Origin of the sequence: Chryseobacterium sp. WX, assembly GCF_029542485.1 — a bacterium.
Classification (GTDB): Bacteria; Bacteroidota; Bacteroidia; order Flavobacteriales; family Weeksellaceae; genus Chryseobacterium; species Chryseobacterium cucumeris.
Genome location: NZ_CP120710.1, coordinates 3,694,011 through 3,709,711 on the forward strand (window position 1 = coordinate 3,694,011; position 15,701 = coordinate 3,709,711).

Consider the following 15,701-nt stretch of genomic DNA (forward strand, 5'->3'; position numbering starts at 1 on the left):
ATCTATTTTAGTCCGCTCTGGAAGAACTCAATACGATCGCTGCAACACCTGCTGCTCCAATAATCGTAGCTCCTGCGGCAATTCTTGCTTTTCTTCTGTCTTTCACAGCAGCTATATTGGATTTAGGAATAATCACTTCTGTACTATCTTTTTTACCGGCAGTTCCTACAATATTTTCCCCAACGACATTTCTGAATAAGATGGTCTGCTTCGGAGAGCCGTCTCTCATAGTTACTTTATATATTTTTCCGGCTTCAAGATTAGAGTAGTTGTTTTTTGAAATATCTTCGCTGTATTTTGTAGTAGCACAAGATGTAATAACAAATAAAGATGTTAGTAAAGACGATTTCAACAGTACAGATGCTTTCATTATTTTCTTTTAGTTTTTCAAATTTATAATTTTTTTCGAATATACGTTTTTGGAATTGAAAAAATATGATTAAAGTTTGTAAATTTCTAAGAGATTTGCAATCTTTCTGTCATTAGCCAATCTTGGAGTCTTGTTTTGACCTCCTAGTTTTCCCTGGGATTTCGCATATTCATGAAAGGCATTTTTTGCAAGCCTGGTGATTTGTAATTTCTGTAAAATATTTCCCGAAATCAAATCATCATAGTAAGTGTTTCTTGCCCGAAGCTGTTGATCCAATTCATCTCTGAATGCTTCTAAATGCTCAGGTTCTTTTTCAAATTCAATCAGCCATTCGTGATAAGGGAGTCCTTCAGCCGGATTTACCTGTGGAGCCAGATGGAATTCTGTAATCTGTGCAGGATGCTCTTCAAGAGTCGCTTTCATCGCTTCTTCTACCTCGAATGCTATCACATGTTCTCCAAATGCAGAGGTGAAATGTTTGGTTCTCCCGCTTACCAAAACCCTGTATGGGTCTTTGCTGATGAATCTTACAACGTCCCCAATAGAATAAGCCCATAACCCGGAATTGGTCGTAAGAATCAATGCATAATCTTTATTAAGTTCGATTTCTTTTAAAGTTAATCTTCTTGCTCCAGGCTTGCCATATTCTTCCAAAGGAATGAATTCGTAGAAAATTCCATGATTGGTCAATAGCAGTAGTCCTTCTTTGGTGTAATCATCCTGAAAAGCAAAAAAACCTTCAGAAGCAGGGAAAGTCTGAACAATGTCTACTTTGCCTCCCAATAACTCTTCCATTTTATCACGATAAGGTTCATAGTTGACACCTCCTGTTACAATAAGCTGAAGATTGGGGAACAGCTGTTTGATCTTTTTACCATGTTTTTCTGTCAGCTTCTCAAAATACATGATCAGCCATGGTGGAATTCCTGAGATCAGCGTCATATTTTCATGTTCCGTTTCCTCAATAATTTTATCTACTTTGGTTTCCCAGTCTTCCATAATATTGGTTTCCCAGCTCGGCAGACGGTTTTTCTGTAGATAATTAGGAATATGATGGGCTACAATACCGGAAAGCCTTCCTGTTTTTATCCCAAATACTTCTTCCAGTTCCGGGCTGCCCTGAAGGAAAATCATTTTTCCATTCACAAAATCAGCGTTATTCTTTTTACTGATATAATGAAATAAAGCACTTTGAGCTCCGGCAATCTGAAAAGGCATTCCTTCTTTGGAAATCGGAATATACTTAGAACCGGAAGTGGTTCCTGAAGTTTTTGCAAAATACTCTGGCGTTTCCGTCCATAGAATATTGGACTGTCCTTTTTTTACTCTTTCAATATAAGGTTTCAGATCTTCATAATCGGCCACAGGAACTCTGTCCTGAAATTCCTTTACAGAATGAATGTTTTCAAAATCATGTTCCCTCCCAAAAAGTGTTTTTTGAGCTGTTTTCACTAGAGAAAGCAGCAAGTCCTCCTGGTTTTTCTCAGCATTTTTTTTGAAATCCTCCGCTTTCTGAACATGTTTTTTTGCCCAGATCAGCGCTGCATTTTTCTTGAAGAAGTTTAACATGGGTCAAATTTATAAATAAGTAAAGAATCTGGAATCATTTTTACGAAGCTTCATATAAAAAAACCGATGGAACTTGTTCCACCGGCTTTTCGAAATTTGATTATGAAAATAACAACTATATGTTAATGTTATGCTTATTTGTTTGCCTTATACCTTTTGTCGGGAGTACCGTCTTTTTTCAGGTGTTTGTTTTCTTTATATCTCTTATCGGGAGTGCCGTCTTTTTTCATTTTGGCAGCCGGTTGTGCAGGCTTCGCTGCTTTTACATCCATTGCCGGTTTTGCAGCTTTTACTTCAGCTGGTTTAACAGTTTTTGCTGTAGTTGCTTTTACAGGCGGGTGCGCCGTAGCACCTGTAGCGGGAGCAGTCTGCTGAGCAGTGGCAAGTCCTAATCCAAGGATCAAAGACATTGCAGATAAGAATTTTTTCATAAGAATTATTGTTTGTTTTTTGTTGAATAAAGATATACAAAAAGCAGGCTAGAAAATTGAGATTTTTAAACTTAACTAAAGTTTATTACAGCTTAAAAAAAAATTAAAACACTTCATTTACAATGAAAAAGCCTGTCTTCAAAGATAAAGACAGGCTTGAATAATATATAAATAGACATGGCTAGCGCGTACAATTTGCTGTCCACGTTTTGCCATCCTTGACATACAGAATTTTTAAAACATTATTATCAATTCTGATATAAGAGGTTGCTGTAGAACCAATCATCACCAGAGTATGATCTCCTTCCTGATTAAACTCTATTCCGTTGAGATCCGGAATACTGTTGGAGAACGCGAAATTGTATTTGGTGCCGCTGGCAATCTTTGTTACAAATACACTTCCGTCATCTGTGCTGATGTTGGTAGAACCACCATCATTATAAGAAACCTTTCCTTTGTAGGTTCCTGCAAAAAATTCATTGTTTACAGGGTCATCATCTTTGCTACATGACGAAAAAGATAATGCTGTGAATACCAACAGCATCATAACTCCTAAGATTTTAATTGCTTTTTTCATAATATTATTCTTAATGTTTGGTTAGTCTGGAAATCCCAAACACTATGCCATGGGTGAGTAGTTGAATTTTTTTAACAGGTTATTAGATAAAATTGTAAAAAATTAAGATTTATGAGGCTAAGTCCTTCATTTCAAACCTTCAGACTTTCTCTTTTTCTAAGGAAGAGAAAAAATATCCGTACCTTTGTACATCATCAACGGTTTCGGAAAACTCCCGAAATCGCTTTTGTCGTTTATACCATTAGTATTTATGCAGTTAAAATCCATCAATGAAAAGTTCCTTCCAAACCTTATGCAGAAAGAGTTTGGGAAAGAAATTTTTACCCAGTTAGAAAACAGCCAGCATATAGCTGTAAAAGGAAGTGCAGGATCTTCAGTTTCTATTTTTGTGGCTGAGCTTTTTTTGGTTCAGAAGAAGAATATTCTTTATCTGGTAGATGATAAGGAAGATGCATTGTACGCCAATACAGAGATGGAAGATCTTCTAGGTAAGGATAAAGTGCTGTATTTTCCGGCCACCCATCTTGAACCTTATCAGGTGGAAAAGACTCAAAATGCCAACCTAGTGTTAAGGACTGAGGTTCTTAATAAAATTAATTCCGGAAGATCTCCAAAAGTGATTGTGGCTTATGCCGGTGCTTTATCTGAAAAGGTTTTGAAAAAAGAAGATTTTAAAGCAATTTCCCATCATATTAAAGTGGGAGATCAGCTGGATTTTGATTTTGTGGATGAACTGCTTAATCATTATCATTTCCAGCAGGCTGATTTCGTTTCCGAACCGGGAGAGTTTTCTGTGAGAGGAGGAATTGTAGACGTGTTTTCCTATTCACACGAAAAACCATATAGAATTACCTTCTTCGGTAATGAAGTGGAAAGTATTAAAACTTTTGATATCGAAACACAGCTTTCGGTAGATAAAGTAAAAGATTTCCAGTTGGTTTCCAATATGAATTTTTCTGTAACGGGAACAAGGGTATCTCTGTTGCAATTATTGCCTAAAGAAAGTTTTGTAGTTTCCAAAAACGGAATGGTGGGAATGCAGAAGATCAGAACATTCTACGAAAAGTCTTTGGAAAAATATGATACATTAAGTAAAGATATTGCCCACAGGACTCCGCAGGAACTTTTTATTTCTGATCAGGAGTTTCTGTTTGATTATAAAAAATTTAAAACAGTTGATTTTGGAGGAATAATTATTGAAGGATTGAAAGAAGTAACCGAAGTTAAAATGGAACAGCTTCCACAGCCTTCTTTTCATAAAAACTTTGAACTACTGATTGAAGATATTGAAGAAAAGCAGAATGGAGGATTTGATACCTGGATTTCTTTTTCAACAGAAAAACAGAAAGAAAGGCTGGAGTCTATCTTTGAAGAGCTTGAACATGAGCTTCCATTTAAAAGTTTTAAGTCTGAACTTCATGAAGGATTTGTAGATAATGGACACAAACTGCTGGTCTATACAGATCATCAGATCTTTGACCGTTATCAGAGATATAAAGCGAAAAATACTTTTGCAAAATCTGAGCAGCTTACCCTGAAAGACCTGATGTCTCTGAAAATAGGGGACTATATCGCTCACATTGACCATGGAATCGGGAAATTTATGGGATTGGTGAAAGTGAATAATGACGGAAAGATTCAGGAATGTTTCAAACTGACCTATAAAAACGGAGACTTATTATATGTAAGCATTCACTCTTTGCATAAGATTTCGAAATACAACGGTCCGGATGGAAGAGAGATCGTTTTGAGTAAACTTGGATCTCCAACATGGAAATCTTTAAAACAGAAAACCAAAGCGAAGGTTAAACAGATTGCTTTTGACCTTATTCAATTATATGCCCAGAGGAAAACGGCGAAAGGTTTTGCTTATACTCCAGATTCCTACCTGCAGAACGAGTTGGAGGCCAGCTTTATTTATGAAGATACTCCGGATCAGGAAAAAGCTACTGTAGATGTAAAGAGAGATATGGAAGCGGATACGGTAATGGACAGGCTTGTATGTGGTGACGTAGGTTTCGGTAAAACGGAAGTTGCAATCAGGGCTGCATTTAAAGCCGCTACAGATGGAAAGCAGGTTGCAGTATTAGTGCCTACAACCATTCTTGCTTTTCAGCATTACAGAAGTTTTAAAGAAAGGCTAAAAGATTTTCCGGTAAATGTTGCTTATGTCAACAGATTCAGAACAGCTAAGCAGAAATCAGAAACTTTAGAGGCTTTAAAGAACGGAAAAGTAGATATTATCATTGGAACGCATCAATTGGTAAGCAGTTCGGTGAAGTTTAAAGATCTTGGTTTATTGATTATTGATGAAGAGCATAAATTCGGGGTTTCAGTAAAGGATAAATTGAAAACCTTGAAGAATAATGTGGATACCCTGACGCTTACGGCGACTCCTATTCCGAGGACGTTACAATTCTCGTTAATGGCTGCAAGGGATTTATCCGTTATCAAAACGCCACCGCCGAACAGACAGCCTGTAGATACGCAGTTAATCGGATTCAATGAAGAAACACTTCGTGATGCGGTTTCTTATGAGCTTCAAAGAGACGGTCAGGTATATTTTATCAATAACAGAATTGAAAACCTGAAGGATATTGCGGGGCTTATTCAGAGGCTGGTTCCGGATGCGAGAGTAATTACAGGACATGGGCAGATGGAAGGAAAACAGCTTGAAAAAAATGTACTGGATTTTATGGAAGGGAAATACGACGTTCTTGTGTCTACTACCATTGTAGAAAGTGGGGTAGATGTTCCGAATGCCAATACTATTTTTATCAATGATGCGCATCGGTTTGGGATGGCGGATCTGCACCAGATGAGAGGAAGGGTAGGGCGAAGCAACAGAAAAGCATTCTGTTATCTGATCACTCCTCCTTATGACATGATGACCTCCGATGCCAGAAAACGTCTGGAAGCTATTGAACAGTTTTCAGATCTGGGAAGCGGTTTCCAGATTGCGATGAAAGATCTGGAAATCCGGGGTGCCGGCGATCTTCTGGGTGCTGAACAAAGTGGGTTTATCAATGAAATGGGGTTTGAAACGTATCAGAAACTAATGCAGGAAGCTTTAGAAGAACTTAAAGATGATGCTGATTTTGAAAGCCTTTTTGAAAATGAAGAAGACAGACAAAAACTTTTCAAATCTGTAAAGGATGTTAATATTGATACGGATTTAGAGCTGATGTTGCCGGATTCGTATATTTCGAACACAGAAGAAAGGTTGTTGCTCTACCAGAAAATTGCTGAAATCACTAATGAAGCAGATCTTCATCAGTTTGAGCTGGAGCTGATTGACCGTTTCGGAGCATTGCCGAAAGAAGCTGTCAATCTTTTGAAGAGTGTTTCTTTGAAGTGGCTTGCTTCTGATATAGGTTTTGAAAAGATTGTTATGAAAAACGGAGTGTTTTTAGGGTACTTCCCAGGGAATCCTCAGGATAAGTTTTACCAGACAGACAGATTCCGACATATTATTAATTATTTGACCCGAAATCCGACTGAAGCCCAGCTTAAGGAGAAGTCAGGAAAAGAAGGTAATCAGTTGATGATGAGAAAAGAAAGAGTGAAAAATGTAGATGAAGTCAATCTATTGTTGAAAGCAATTATCGAACATGACTAAATTTATTTTTCCTTTACTGGAAATAGCATCATAATATTATTAGAAACGTGTAAAAAGATTAATTTTTACACGTTTTTTTTTGTGATTGTTATCATGTTTTTCTTTTGTAATATTCCTATTGAAGAGAATTAAGGCTGTTTTTGAGGGGGTGAAATCACTTTCCAATGATAAAAAAAATCCTGTAAATCCCCGTACAGTAAGGGTTTGAGATGTTGTCTTGCTGTTTTTATACATGGAAAGTAGAGTTATGTAGTAATAATTCTACTTTTTAGTATTATTAATTCTATGTTCTAATGTGTTTATTTCTATAGGTTTATAGATGTATAACTGGAATTTTTTGGACTTCGTTGCTTAACTTTGCAGTCCTTAATTATGAAAACAATTATACATTGCTGCGTGGCTGGACTTTTTTCGTTCTACGCTAACGCACAGGTGGGAATAGGTACTGCAAAACCCAAATCTGTTCTTGATGTGAACGGAAAAACCACCTTAAGAAAAGAACTTAGAGTAGGCGGTAGTTCAACTCAGGCTGGAGATGCCGGGTTGAATGGCCAGGTTTTGGTTTCTCAGGGTGAGGGTTTGCCTCCTGTGTGGAAATCTTTGAATGTTTCCTTTATGGAAGAGGGACAGTATAAGCTGATTAATTCTTATCTGTCATCGGATCAAACGGGTATTAATTCACTTACGGATGGTATCGCTGGTGATGGTGTCTACACCAACAATGTTGGAGATAACATTAATGATATCACAAAAGGCAACTGGAAAAAAATAGGCGGACTCGACAATACTTTTACCATCAAAAATGGAAAGAACAGACTTACCTATCAGTTCCAGACAGGTATTGAAATGAAAGCAGCTTCTTCTACAACAATACAGAATGTAAGATTTGCTTGTGGCGTTTTCAGAAACGGTGCATTGGTAGCGGTACGTCCGGATAGAATTGCTTCCAACAACAACAGTGGAAAAGCGGGTCTTCAGGATTATATCTTTACTCTTAATTATACGGAGCAGAACGTTCCTGTAGGGGTTCATAATATTGAAATTGCATGCAGAAAGATTGATACATCAAGTTCTACTTCACAATTTACAATTGGACGAAATGTAGAAGCCTCCAATGGTGCTTCCAGTGCTTTTACATTGGAATCTACGATGAAAATGGATGTTATCGAATACGTGAGTTATAAAAACAACTAATGATGAAAAAACTATTATCAACGCTGCTTCTTAGCATAGGTCTTTTGGCAACGGCTCAGGTAGGAATAAAAACAGAAGCCCCAAAAGCAACACTTGATGTAAACGGAGACGTTAATTTCAGAAATAAAATTGCTGTCCAGAATGCTACTGATAATTCATTATTTCAAGGAAATAATGATCAGCTGTTAGTTTCGCAGGGAGAAGGCTTTGCTCCTATCTGGAAATCACTCCGTATTCCTGAATACGAACCCAATAAATTTTACCTTATATACAATAATTCCTTTTCAGATAAAGTTGGTATTACTTTCTCTTCTTCAGAAAACTCTTCGGTAAGCATGGACTCAAGAGGAGGTACTTTTACGAAGGGAAAGCAGTATAGTACACTTACAAATTTTAAGAAAATAAACGGACTTTCACAAACCATCACCGTTTACAGTACACAAAGTAAGGCTTATTTTCAGTTTGAAACTGTGGTACAGGCAGATTTTGGGGGAGCAGGAAGTACAGACAATTCCATAGATTATGCATGCGGTATCTTTGTGGATGATAAACTGGTCAACCTGAGACAGAGAAACCTAAAGGCTATCACCACTTCATATCCTTTCCTTACTCATACCCAGATCGGAATTGTAGATAATCTTTCCCAGGGAAATCATTCGGTTTACGTTGCCTGTACAAGACTGGGTTCTTATGGTGCTTCGGGTGCAGGAAATACCCTTACTATAGGTACTAATGTGTATAGCAATATCAATAGCTTTATATCACAGTCTTCTCTTAAAGTTGACGTATATGAAGTTCCGGAAGTATTTAATACCATTATAAACTAAGACGGATTATGAAAAAAATATTATTTGTAACATCATTTTTATTAGCTGTTGCAACAAACGCCCAAGTGGGTATTAATGCTCCTAATCCGACTAACATGCTGGATGTAAACGGAGATCTTAATATCAGAAAAGAATTAAGAACAGGAGGAACTGATGTATTAAAAGGGTCTGCCGGAGCGGCTGGTGATATATTTCACAATAATACTGATTTAGGTGCCAACGACTGGAAAGCCATTAAAATTGCAGATGGACAGGGTAGTATGTCTGTGTTTTCCATCAATACAGTTTCTGATAAAGTTGGAGTGAGTTTTTCTGGAAGTAGCGGGGCAACCAACCCTTATACTGACGGGGAAGCCCTGACTGGAGGCTGGACTGTAATTCCTGGAACTGTGGATACATTCTCCGTAACCAATGGTACGAATAAGGCTACCTTCTCATTTCAGACGACGATTCAGAAAACAGGAACAAATTCTGCGAGTTTTGCCTGTGGAGTTTTTGTTGATAACGCCCTTAGAGCAGTGAGAACAGATGTGTTATTGGGAGACAGCGGTGCTTATAAGATTTTTAATCTTAATGCTACTCTTACTAATCTTACTCCTAAGAATCAGTATTCTGTTAAAGTAGCCTGTATAAAAAGAGCTATTTCCGGAACAACTCTTGGGATAGGAAGAGCTGTTGATACTGCCTTTCTCAACAGCGATATGTCACAGTCTGTTTTGACAACATCCATATTACAACCTTATTAATTTTCATCATCATACAATAATAGGAAATCTAAAAACGTTATGTTTTTAGATTTTTTTTGTTTATTAACTCTATTTCTTGTGAATTTGTTCGGATAAAGTAAAGTGTATTATCGAAAATTGAATTATATTTGGACAAGCTAAAAAAATTCTATATGGTAAAAAACTATTTTTTTAAAATATTTGCCGGTATTGCTTTTCTTGGGCTGCTGACAGCATGTAATACAACCTCAGATCCCACAGAATCCATCCCGAATCCTGATGAAGGAACTCCTCCTAAAAAGATTTTAACGAAGGTTAGCTCGAATAATGTTTCTCAGGAAGAATATGTTACAACAGCGGTAACCGGAGATCTGCAGACCGCAGTATCTAAAGATGAATCTTTTACAGGAAGTGCTTACTATACGGGAACAGTAACATATACCAACAAAAATATCACAAAAATTAAATATGTAAGTTCAGCAGCATCCAGCCTTACTTATGAATTTAATATTGTTCCTGACGCTACAGGTAAAAAGATTTATAATGCTACTTCTACAGCAACGGGGGCAACTCCATCTGTTTCTGTTGTAAGCGACTATACATTTACCTATGATCCGGTTAACAGCAGACTTACTAAAATTCTTGAGAAGAGAAAAGAAGGAGGAATCAGTGCCTATAACAAATTTATTGATTATTCTTTTGTATATAATGGAGAAAATCTGATTCAGGTTGTTCGCTCCAAAGGTCTGTTGGATATCAACGGAAACCCGAATATGAGTACAGCAGTAATAAGCAAGTTTAGTTTTCAGAACTATGACGCTCAGAAAAGCCCGTATTATACACTGCCGTCCGTGTATTTCATCACACGAAGTCTGATCGATCCTGCTCAATTCTATAAAATATCTCCGAACAATCCTACTTCTATGTTTATAGAATTGCCATCACCAGCTACTCCTGTTAATACCTCTCAAAGTTATTCTTATGATAATCAAGGGTATGTAGTTGTTGAAAAAAATCAGAATGTAACTTTTACCTATAAAAACTTATAGAAGAAATATAGTTATTAATCTTACCAGAATATAAATAATAATATAATTTTTAGGCAAAAAAAAATTATATTTGTCAAAAAAATAATCAATTACAAGGAAATGAAGCAAATTTTCTATTTTATTTTACTCATCGCAGGTTTTTCCTCAATACATTCCTGCAAGGATATGCTGGATGAGGATGGAAATCCATTATTGGATCTTAACAATACAGGAGGCTTAAGCGGCCCCAGAGCATTATACAGAGAAATTACAGATAAAGATACTATCGCAGAATATCAGTACAGCGGACTTCTTGTGACTAAAGTTATCACAGACAGTGCTTCCATCACTGATATTATGTACAGTGGTGATAAAATCAGTCAGATTAATTTTAACGGTTTCCTTGATCTTGACGGAAACGGAAAACTAGATAAAGACAGTGTATCATACACTCAATTGTTCACTTATGCAAACAATAACAAACTGCAGCTGATTTCTGAAAACCGTTCAACCTTCAGAAGAACTCCGCCTGTAATACCTGGAGGACCTGTAGGACCACAGACATTATTGAAAAAAGAGAAAACTGCTTATCAGGTTAAATACAGTACTGCTACAGGAAAACTGGATTCAATTATTATGAGAAACGGACCGGATGTTCCGGGAGCTCCGCTTAACTTCACAGATTATTCTAAAACAGGTTATACTTATGTAGGAGACAATGTATCTAAAGTAGTAAGATACTACGGAACAATGACTGGTGGATCGTTTGGTGCTGTTACAGGAAAATATAGCTACGAATATTATGCCTATGATGAGCAGGTAAGCCCATTCACATTGCTGCCACACGTATATAAAATTTCAAGATTATTATCTACGATAATCAATGATAAAGAAAGTCTTATCTTATCTCCAAACAACCCTAAGAGATGGTCTGTAACAGATCTTACGCCACCGATTCCAACACCGATTGTGAAGAGTACCAATTACGTTTACGATCCTCAGACTTACATGACAAAAGGATATGGCGTTAATTACATCTATAAACCACAATAGAAGAATTTTTTTAACAATATTCAAACTCAATCTTTCTTAAGATTGAGTTTTTTATTTTTTATACCTTAATTTTGCAAAAAATTTCTGATGAAATATTTAATTGTCGGGCTTGGTAACAAAGGCTCTGAATATGAAAATACACGACATAATATAGGATTTAAAGTAGCTGAGAAAATAGCGGAAACCCTTGAAGTATCATTCAATACCTCCAACTTTGGCTGGCTGGCAGAAGGAAAGCACAAAGGCAGAAAAGTTTTTGTTCTGAAACCGGATACTTATATGAATCTTTCCGGTAATGCAGTGAAGTACTGGATGCAGAAAGAAAATATTCCTTTGGAAAATGTACTGATCATTACCGATGATCTGGCTTTGCCTTTTGGGACTTTAAGAATGAAAGGAAAAGGATCTGATGCCGGACATAATGGGCTTAAAAATATTAATGAAGTATTGCAGACTCAAAATTATGCAAGGCTGCGCTTCGGAATCTCTGCAGATTTTACGGCAGGAAGACAGGTAGATTATGTTTTAGGAACATGGAATGACGAAGAATCAGAAAAGCTTCAAGAGAGAATTGAAACCTTTTCTAAGGCTAGTCTTTCATTCGTATTTGCGGGATTGAATAACACAATGTCTGCATTTAACGGAAAATAATTCCAGAAAGTGATAAAAGAGAACTGAAATTAGAGTATAGCTTATAAAATTGAATGACTGGCTTGTTTGTAAGGCAGTCATTTGTTTATATGTTTTTTAAAATTTTTCTGCTGGTTTTATAATTAATTTATCTTCTTTCCTGATAAATAATACCCACATCCAAGGAATGAATGATAATAAAAAAGATACAATACTATTCTGCATAAATATTTCATTTGCTGAAGGGTTGTTTTGAAACTCAAATATCGCTTGATTAATGGTGAGCCCTTGTTTTACCAATAAAGCAATTACAGTAATAACATTGGCTATAAATATGCTTACAATATTTGTGAAGAAGATAATATATCTTGTCAGTTTTCCACGAAATCCTTTGAAATAATCATAGCCTAAAAAACCAAGAAGAGCAATAACAAATGCCATTCCTGAGGAAATTTCTCCTAAATATACAGCAAGTATGACCCAAAGTATAATGGCAGGAATTGAAAAAACAATGGCTCCTAAAAATCCTGTCAGATAATTTTTCTCTTTTGAAATTCTTGTCTTTTCTATTTCATAGAATTTATCATCTGTCTGTTGAAAACAATGATCACAAAGGAGTATACCAGTATGGTTAAGGTCGTAATAGCGAATACTTTCATTTGTTTCACAGCTATGACAATGGTTTTGCTCCGGCACATTGAGTTTTTTTAACAAACCAACCACAAAGTCAAACAAAGCATAAACAGTGCTGATTTTAGTAGGCATTATATTTTCTGTGAATTTGAAAAAAATAGTATTTTCTCTAATTTCAAAGAGGGTAAATCTTAATTTTTTTCTGTTTCCCGTTAACTCTGTTTTGATTTGTTGTCTTTGTTCCTCTGTTAAATTCCCAGTTGTTACTGAAACATATTTGTATTGAGGAGTATGTATTATACTTGCGTCTGAAACATTGAAAAAATAGCCTTTGTAAAGTCCGAATACCTTATGGCTTGTTTTATGCCATCCAAGGTCTCTGGCTATTTTTTTTGCTTTGGGAAAAATCATACTTTTTTGACTTGGTAGTCATGGTTTATTGAGGTGTTTTCTCGAGAGCACGAATATATAATTATTTTTAGATAATTAAAACAAACCCTTTTAAAAATGAAATATATTGCGGTTTAACCTAGTTTATTGATAAAATAGGTTTATAATTATCTTATTTTATGATGATATATAATAAAACATAAATGCCACCGGATTCCGATGGCATTTTGTGTAAATTATAATTGAATTTTAAAGAGTTTTTACTTCTTATAACCAAGTTACTGCACCTGTTTCAACATCATAGTTGGCTCCAACGATTTTAATTTTACCCTCAGCTTCAAGGTTTTTAAGTGTTGAACTTTGCTTGCGGATATCTTCAATCGCACTTTTTACGTTTTGATGATTAAGCCTTTCAAGAAGTGAGCTGTTTTTTGATGAACGTTCTTCATTCTCTTCAATGATCTCATTGATGATAGGGTTGAAGTGATTGATCAGGTGGTTCAGGTTATCCATTCCCAGTCCTTCAATTTGTGCAGCGTCAAGACCTCCTTTTAAAGCCCCGCACTTGGTGTGTCCTAAGACTACAATAAGCTTAGAACCCGCAACATTACAACCGAATTCCATAGATCCCAGAATATCCTGGTTCACAAAGTTACCGGCAATTCTGATACTGAAAACATCTCCTAATCCCTGATCAAAGATAAGTTCTGCAGAAGTACGGCTGTCTATACAGCTTAAAACTACTGCAAAAGGCCATTGTCCTTCACGTGTTGCATTCACTTGCTCAAGAAGGTCTCTGTTTGCCTTAAGGTTGTTTACAAATCTCTGATTTCCTTCTTTTAAGAATTCTAATGCTTTCTCAGGAGTAATAGTTGACTGTGTTTCGTATGTATGTGCTTTCATATTTTTATTGTTTTCGAATTTAAAGTTAAAAAAATTAATTAATTATTGGGATTACATGGCTCTTTTGTGAGTAACCAAAATGTGCGAATCCTCACTTCTCTCGTAATCTCTGTATGAAGTTTTAAAGCCTATCAGTTCTACATTGATGTCTTGTTCCTTTGCACGGATATTGGCAAAATCCTGAATCATTTCCAGTACATCGGTTGCAATGTAGGAAGTGCTCTTCGCATCAATAATAACTGTAGAGTTGGGTTTTATATTTTTAAGTGTTTTTTTGATGGCTGCCTTATTTAAAAATGATACTTCTTCAGCAAGTTTAATATTGATCCCATCTGCATCATCCAGTCTTTCTCTGCTTAAATAATAAGCTCTTTTCATATTTCCTTGCAGAATATAGAAAACGGAGATCATAAGACCAATTCCTACGCCTTTTAACAGGTCTGTTGCCACTACTGCTACAACAGTTGCCACAAATGGAATAAACTGGAATTTTCCTAAATGCCAGAAATGTTTGAATGTTGCCGGCTTTGCCAATTTATACCCTACTAGGATTAATACCGCAGCTAATGTTGCCAATGGAATTAAATTTAAAATAACAGGAATAGAAAGTACACAAATTAATAGGAATACCCCGTGGATAATAGTAGACATTTTAGAGGTTGCTCCCGCATTAGCATTGGCAGAACTTCTTACTACCACGGAAGTCATGGGAAGACCACCTATAAAAGAACTTACAAGGTTTCCGATTCCCTGAGCCTTAAGCTCAAGATTGGTATCTGTAATTCTTCTTTGTCTGTCTAATCGGTCCGAAGCCTCAATACAAAGTAAAGTTTCAATAGATGCTACAATGGCAATTGTTGCTCCTACGATCCATACTTTTGGATTAGTGAAACCATTAAAATCCGGAGTGGTGATCAGATTTTTAAAATCATCAAAAGACTGTGGAACCGGTAAAGAAACCAAATGTTGAGTTTCGATAGCCAGAGAACTTCCGGACATCTTAAAGAGCTGATTTAAAAGAATACTTACAATTACGGCAACCAATGCACCCGGAAGCATTTTCATCCTTTTCAGTACATGGATTTTGTCCCATGCGATAAGGATCGCTACAGAAATTAAAGTAATAACAATGGCACCCGGATGGATCGCTCCAAATAGTTCAGTAAAATATCCGAAGTTCAGACCATTATCAAAAATAGATTCATGACCTTCATAATCTTTGTCAAATCCTAACGCATGTGGAATCTGTTTTAAAATAATAATGATTCCTATGGCAGCCAGCATTCCTTCAATGACGTTATTCGGGAAATAGTTGGAAATACTTCCGGCTCTTACAAACCCTAAAACCAATTGAATAAGTCCAGCAATAATCCCTGCGCAAAGGAAAAGCTCAAAGGCGCCAAGATCTGTTATTGCTGTTAAAACGATAGCTGTCAGACCTGCAGCAGGCCCTGAAACTGAAATATTTGAATTACTGATGATTCCTACTACCAGGCCGCCAACGATACCGGAAATAATACCGGATAATGGAGGAGCACCTGATGCTAAAGCAATTCCTAAACACAACGGAAGTGCTACTAAAAATACCACGAGTCCTGAAGGAAAATTTTCCTTGATTCCTCCTATTAATGATGTCTTTTTCATAATGTGAAGCTGTAAAGTATAACCGGCTTATTTGTTTTAAATAAGTCAATTATAAAAAGTTGAGAAAAAATAATTTTTAAAGTACATGTGTATCCGATATCACAAAAT

The 15,701-nt window shown here is 36.3% G+C and carries 14 protein-coding genes; 7 read left to right on the top strand and 7 right to left on the bottom strand.

Annotated elements, in window-relative coordinates; all coding sequences use genetic code 11:
• Positions 1-7: 7 nt before the first annotated feature.
• The 4 genes from PZ898_RS16645 to PZ898_RS16660 all read right to left on the bottom strand — a co-directional run bounded on the left by PZ898_RS16645 (position 8) and on the right by PZ898_RS16660 (position 2,947).
• Positions 8-370: a hypothetical protein gene (locus tag PZ898_RS16645; protein ID WP_062673360.1), complete on the bottom strand. Its 363-nt coding sequence runs from the start codon at positions 368-370 to the stop codon at positions 8-10.
• A 69-nt stretch (positions 371-439) separates the two neighbouring features.
• Entirely contained in the window at positions 440-1,939 is a 1,500-nt protein-coding gene (locus tag PZ898_RS16650; protein ID WP_277693794.1) for a GH3 auxin-responsive promoter family protein, read from the bottom strand.
• A gap of 134 nt (positions 1,940-2,073) precedes the next feature.
• Positions 2,074-2,370 (bottom strand): hypothetical protein, encoded by a 297-nt coding sequence (locus tag PZ898_RS16655; protein WP_277693795.1) that lies wholly within the window; start codon positions 2,368-2,370, stop codon positions 2,074-2,076.
• Positions 2,371-2,551: 181 nt separating this feature from the next.
• Entirely contained in the window at positions 2,552-2,947 is a 396-nt protein-coding gene (locus PZ898_RS16660) for a hypothetical protein (protein WP_062673364.1), read from the bottom strand.
• Between the two features lie 250 nt (positions 2,948-3,197).
• Between PZ898_RS16660 and mfd the strand changes: the two genes are divergently transcribed.
• The 7 genes from mfd (at position 3,198) to pth (ending at position 12,044) form a co-directional block, all read left to right on the top strand.
• The gene (mfd, locus tag PZ898_RS16665; protein ID WP_277693796.1) at positions 3,198-6,566 is read left to right on the top strand and encodes a transcription-repair coupling factor; all 3,369 of its coding nucleotides are present in this window, start codon (positions 3,198-3,200) and stop codon (positions 6,564-6,566) included.
• 372 nt (positions 6,567-6,938) lie between these two features.
• The gene (locus PZ898_RS16670) at positions 6,939-7,760 is read left to right on the top strand and encodes a hypothetical protein (RefSeq protein WP_062673368.1); all 822 of its coding nucleotides are present in this window, start codon (positions 6,939-6,941) and stop codon (positions 7,758-7,760) included.
• Entirely contained in the window at positions 7,760-8,587 is an 828-nt protein-coding gene (locus PZ898_RS16675; RefSeq protein ID WP_062673370.1) for a hypothetical protein, read from the top strand. The genes PZ898_RS16670 and PZ898_RS16675 overlap by 1 nt, the downstream gene beginning before the upstream one ends.
• An 8-nt stretch (positions 8,588-8,595) precedes the next feature.
• Positions 8,596-9,333, top strand: coding sequence for a hypothetical protein (locus tag PZ898_RS16680; protein ID WP_277693797.1), 738 nt, complete (start codon positions 8,596-8,598; stop codon positions 9,331-9,333).
• Positions 9,334-9,485: 152 nt separating this feature from the next.
• Positions 9,486-10,361, top strand: coding sequence for a hypothetical protein (locus tag PZ898_RS16685; RefSeq protein WP_277693798.1), 876 nt, complete (start codon positions 9,486-9,488; stop codon positions 10,359-10,361).
• A 99-nt stretch (positions 10,362-10,460) separates the two neighbouring features.
• Positions 10,461-11,393 (top strand): hypothetical protein, encoded by a 933-nt coding sequence (locus PZ898_RS16690; protein WP_062673376.1) that lies wholly within the window; start codon positions 10,461-10,463, stop codon positions 11,391-11,393.
• An 87-nt stretch (positions 11,394-11,480) separates the two neighbouring features.
• Positions 11,481-12,044, top strand: coding sequence for an aminoacyl-tRNA hydrolase (gene pth, locus PZ898_RS16695; RefSeq protein WP_062673378.1), 564 nt, complete (start codon positions 11,481-11,483; stop codon positions 12,042-12,044).
• Positions 12,045-12,140: 96 nt separating this feature from the next.
• On the opposite strand, the gene PZ898_RS16700 is transcribed toward pth, so the two are convergent.
• From PZ898_RS16700 to PZ898_RS16710, 3 genes are all read right to left on the bottom strand, one after another.
• Positions 12,141-13,067, bottom strand: coding sequence for a hypothetical protein (locus PZ898_RS16700; protein WP_062673380.1), 927 nt, complete (start codon positions 13,065-13,067; stop codon positions 12,141-12,143).
• 246 nt (positions 13,068-13,313) lie between these two features.
• Complete coding sequence (locus PZ898_RS16705) at positions 13,314-13,949, bottom strand: carbonic anhydrase (RefSeq protein WP_034691487.1); 636 nt, start codon at positions 13,947-13,949, stop codon at positions 13,314-13,316.
• A 51-nt stretch (positions 13,950-14,000) separates the two neighbouring features.
• On the bottom strand, positions 14,001-15,593 hold the full coding sequence (locus tag PZ898_RS16710) for a SulP family inorganic anion transporter (protein ID WP_062673382.1): 1,593 nt from the start codon (positions 15,591-15,593) through the stop codon (positions 14,001-14,003).
• Between the last annotated feature and the right edge of the window lie 108 nt (positions 15,594-15,701).

Bases quoted from the DNA above. Each gene is read 5' to 3' on its own strand.
- PZ898_RS16650 (WP_277693794.1), bottom strand. From the start codon at position 1,939: ATGTTAAACTTCTTCAAGAAAAATGCAGCGCTGATCTGGGCAAAAAAA.
- PZ898_RS16705 (WP_034691487.1), bottom strand. From the start codon at position 13,949: ATGAAAGCACATACATACGAAACACAGTCAACTATTACTCCTGAGAAA.
- PZ898_RS16670 (WP_062673368.1), top strand. From the start codon at position 6,939: ATGAAAACAATTATACATTGCTGCGTGGCTGGACTTTTTTCGTTCTAC.
- PZ898_RS16700 (WP_062673380.1), bottom strand. From the start codon at position 13,067: ATGATTTTTCCCAAAGCAAAAAAAATAGCCAGAGACCTTGGATGGCAT.
- PZ898_RS16645 (WP_062673360.1), bottom strand. From the start codon at position 370: ATGAAAGCATCTGTACTGTTGAAATCGTCTTTACTAACATCTTTATTT.
- PZ898_RS16675 (WP_062673370.1), top strand. From the start codon at position 7,760: ATGATGAAAAAACTATTATCAACGCTGCTTCTTAGCATAGGTCTTTTG.
- PZ898_RS16710 (WP_062673382.1), bottom strand. From the start codon at position 15,593: ATGAAAAAGACATCATTAATAGGAGGAATCAAGGAAAATTTTCCTTCA.
- PZ898_RS16680 (WP_277693797.1), top strand. From the start codon at position 8,596: ATGAAAAAAATATTATTTGTAACATCATTTTTATTAGCTGTTGCAACA.
- pth (WP_062673378.1), top strand. From the start codon at position 11,481: ATGAAATATTTAATTGTCGGGCTTGGTAACAAAGGCTCTGAATATGAA.
- PZ898_RS16655 (WP_277693795.1), bottom strand. From the start codon at position 2,370: ATGAAAAAATTCTTATCTGCAATGTCTTTGATCCTTGGATTAGGACTT.
- PZ898_RS16690 (WP_062673376.1), top strand. From the start codon at position 10,461: ATGAAGCAAATTTTCTATTTTATTTTACTCATCGCAGGTTTTTCCTCA.
- mfd (WP_277693796.1), top strand. From the start codon at position 3,198: ATGCAGTTAAAATCCATCAATGAAAAGTTCCTTCCAAACCTTATGCAG.
- PZ898_RS16685 (WP_277693798.1), top strand. From the start codon at position 9,486: ATGGTAAAAAACTATTTTTTTAAAATATTTGCCGGTATTGCTTTTCTT.
- PZ898_RS16660 (WP_062673364.1), bottom strand. From the start codon at position 2,947: ATGAAAAAAGCAATTAAAATCTTAGGAGTTATGATGCTGTTGGTATTC.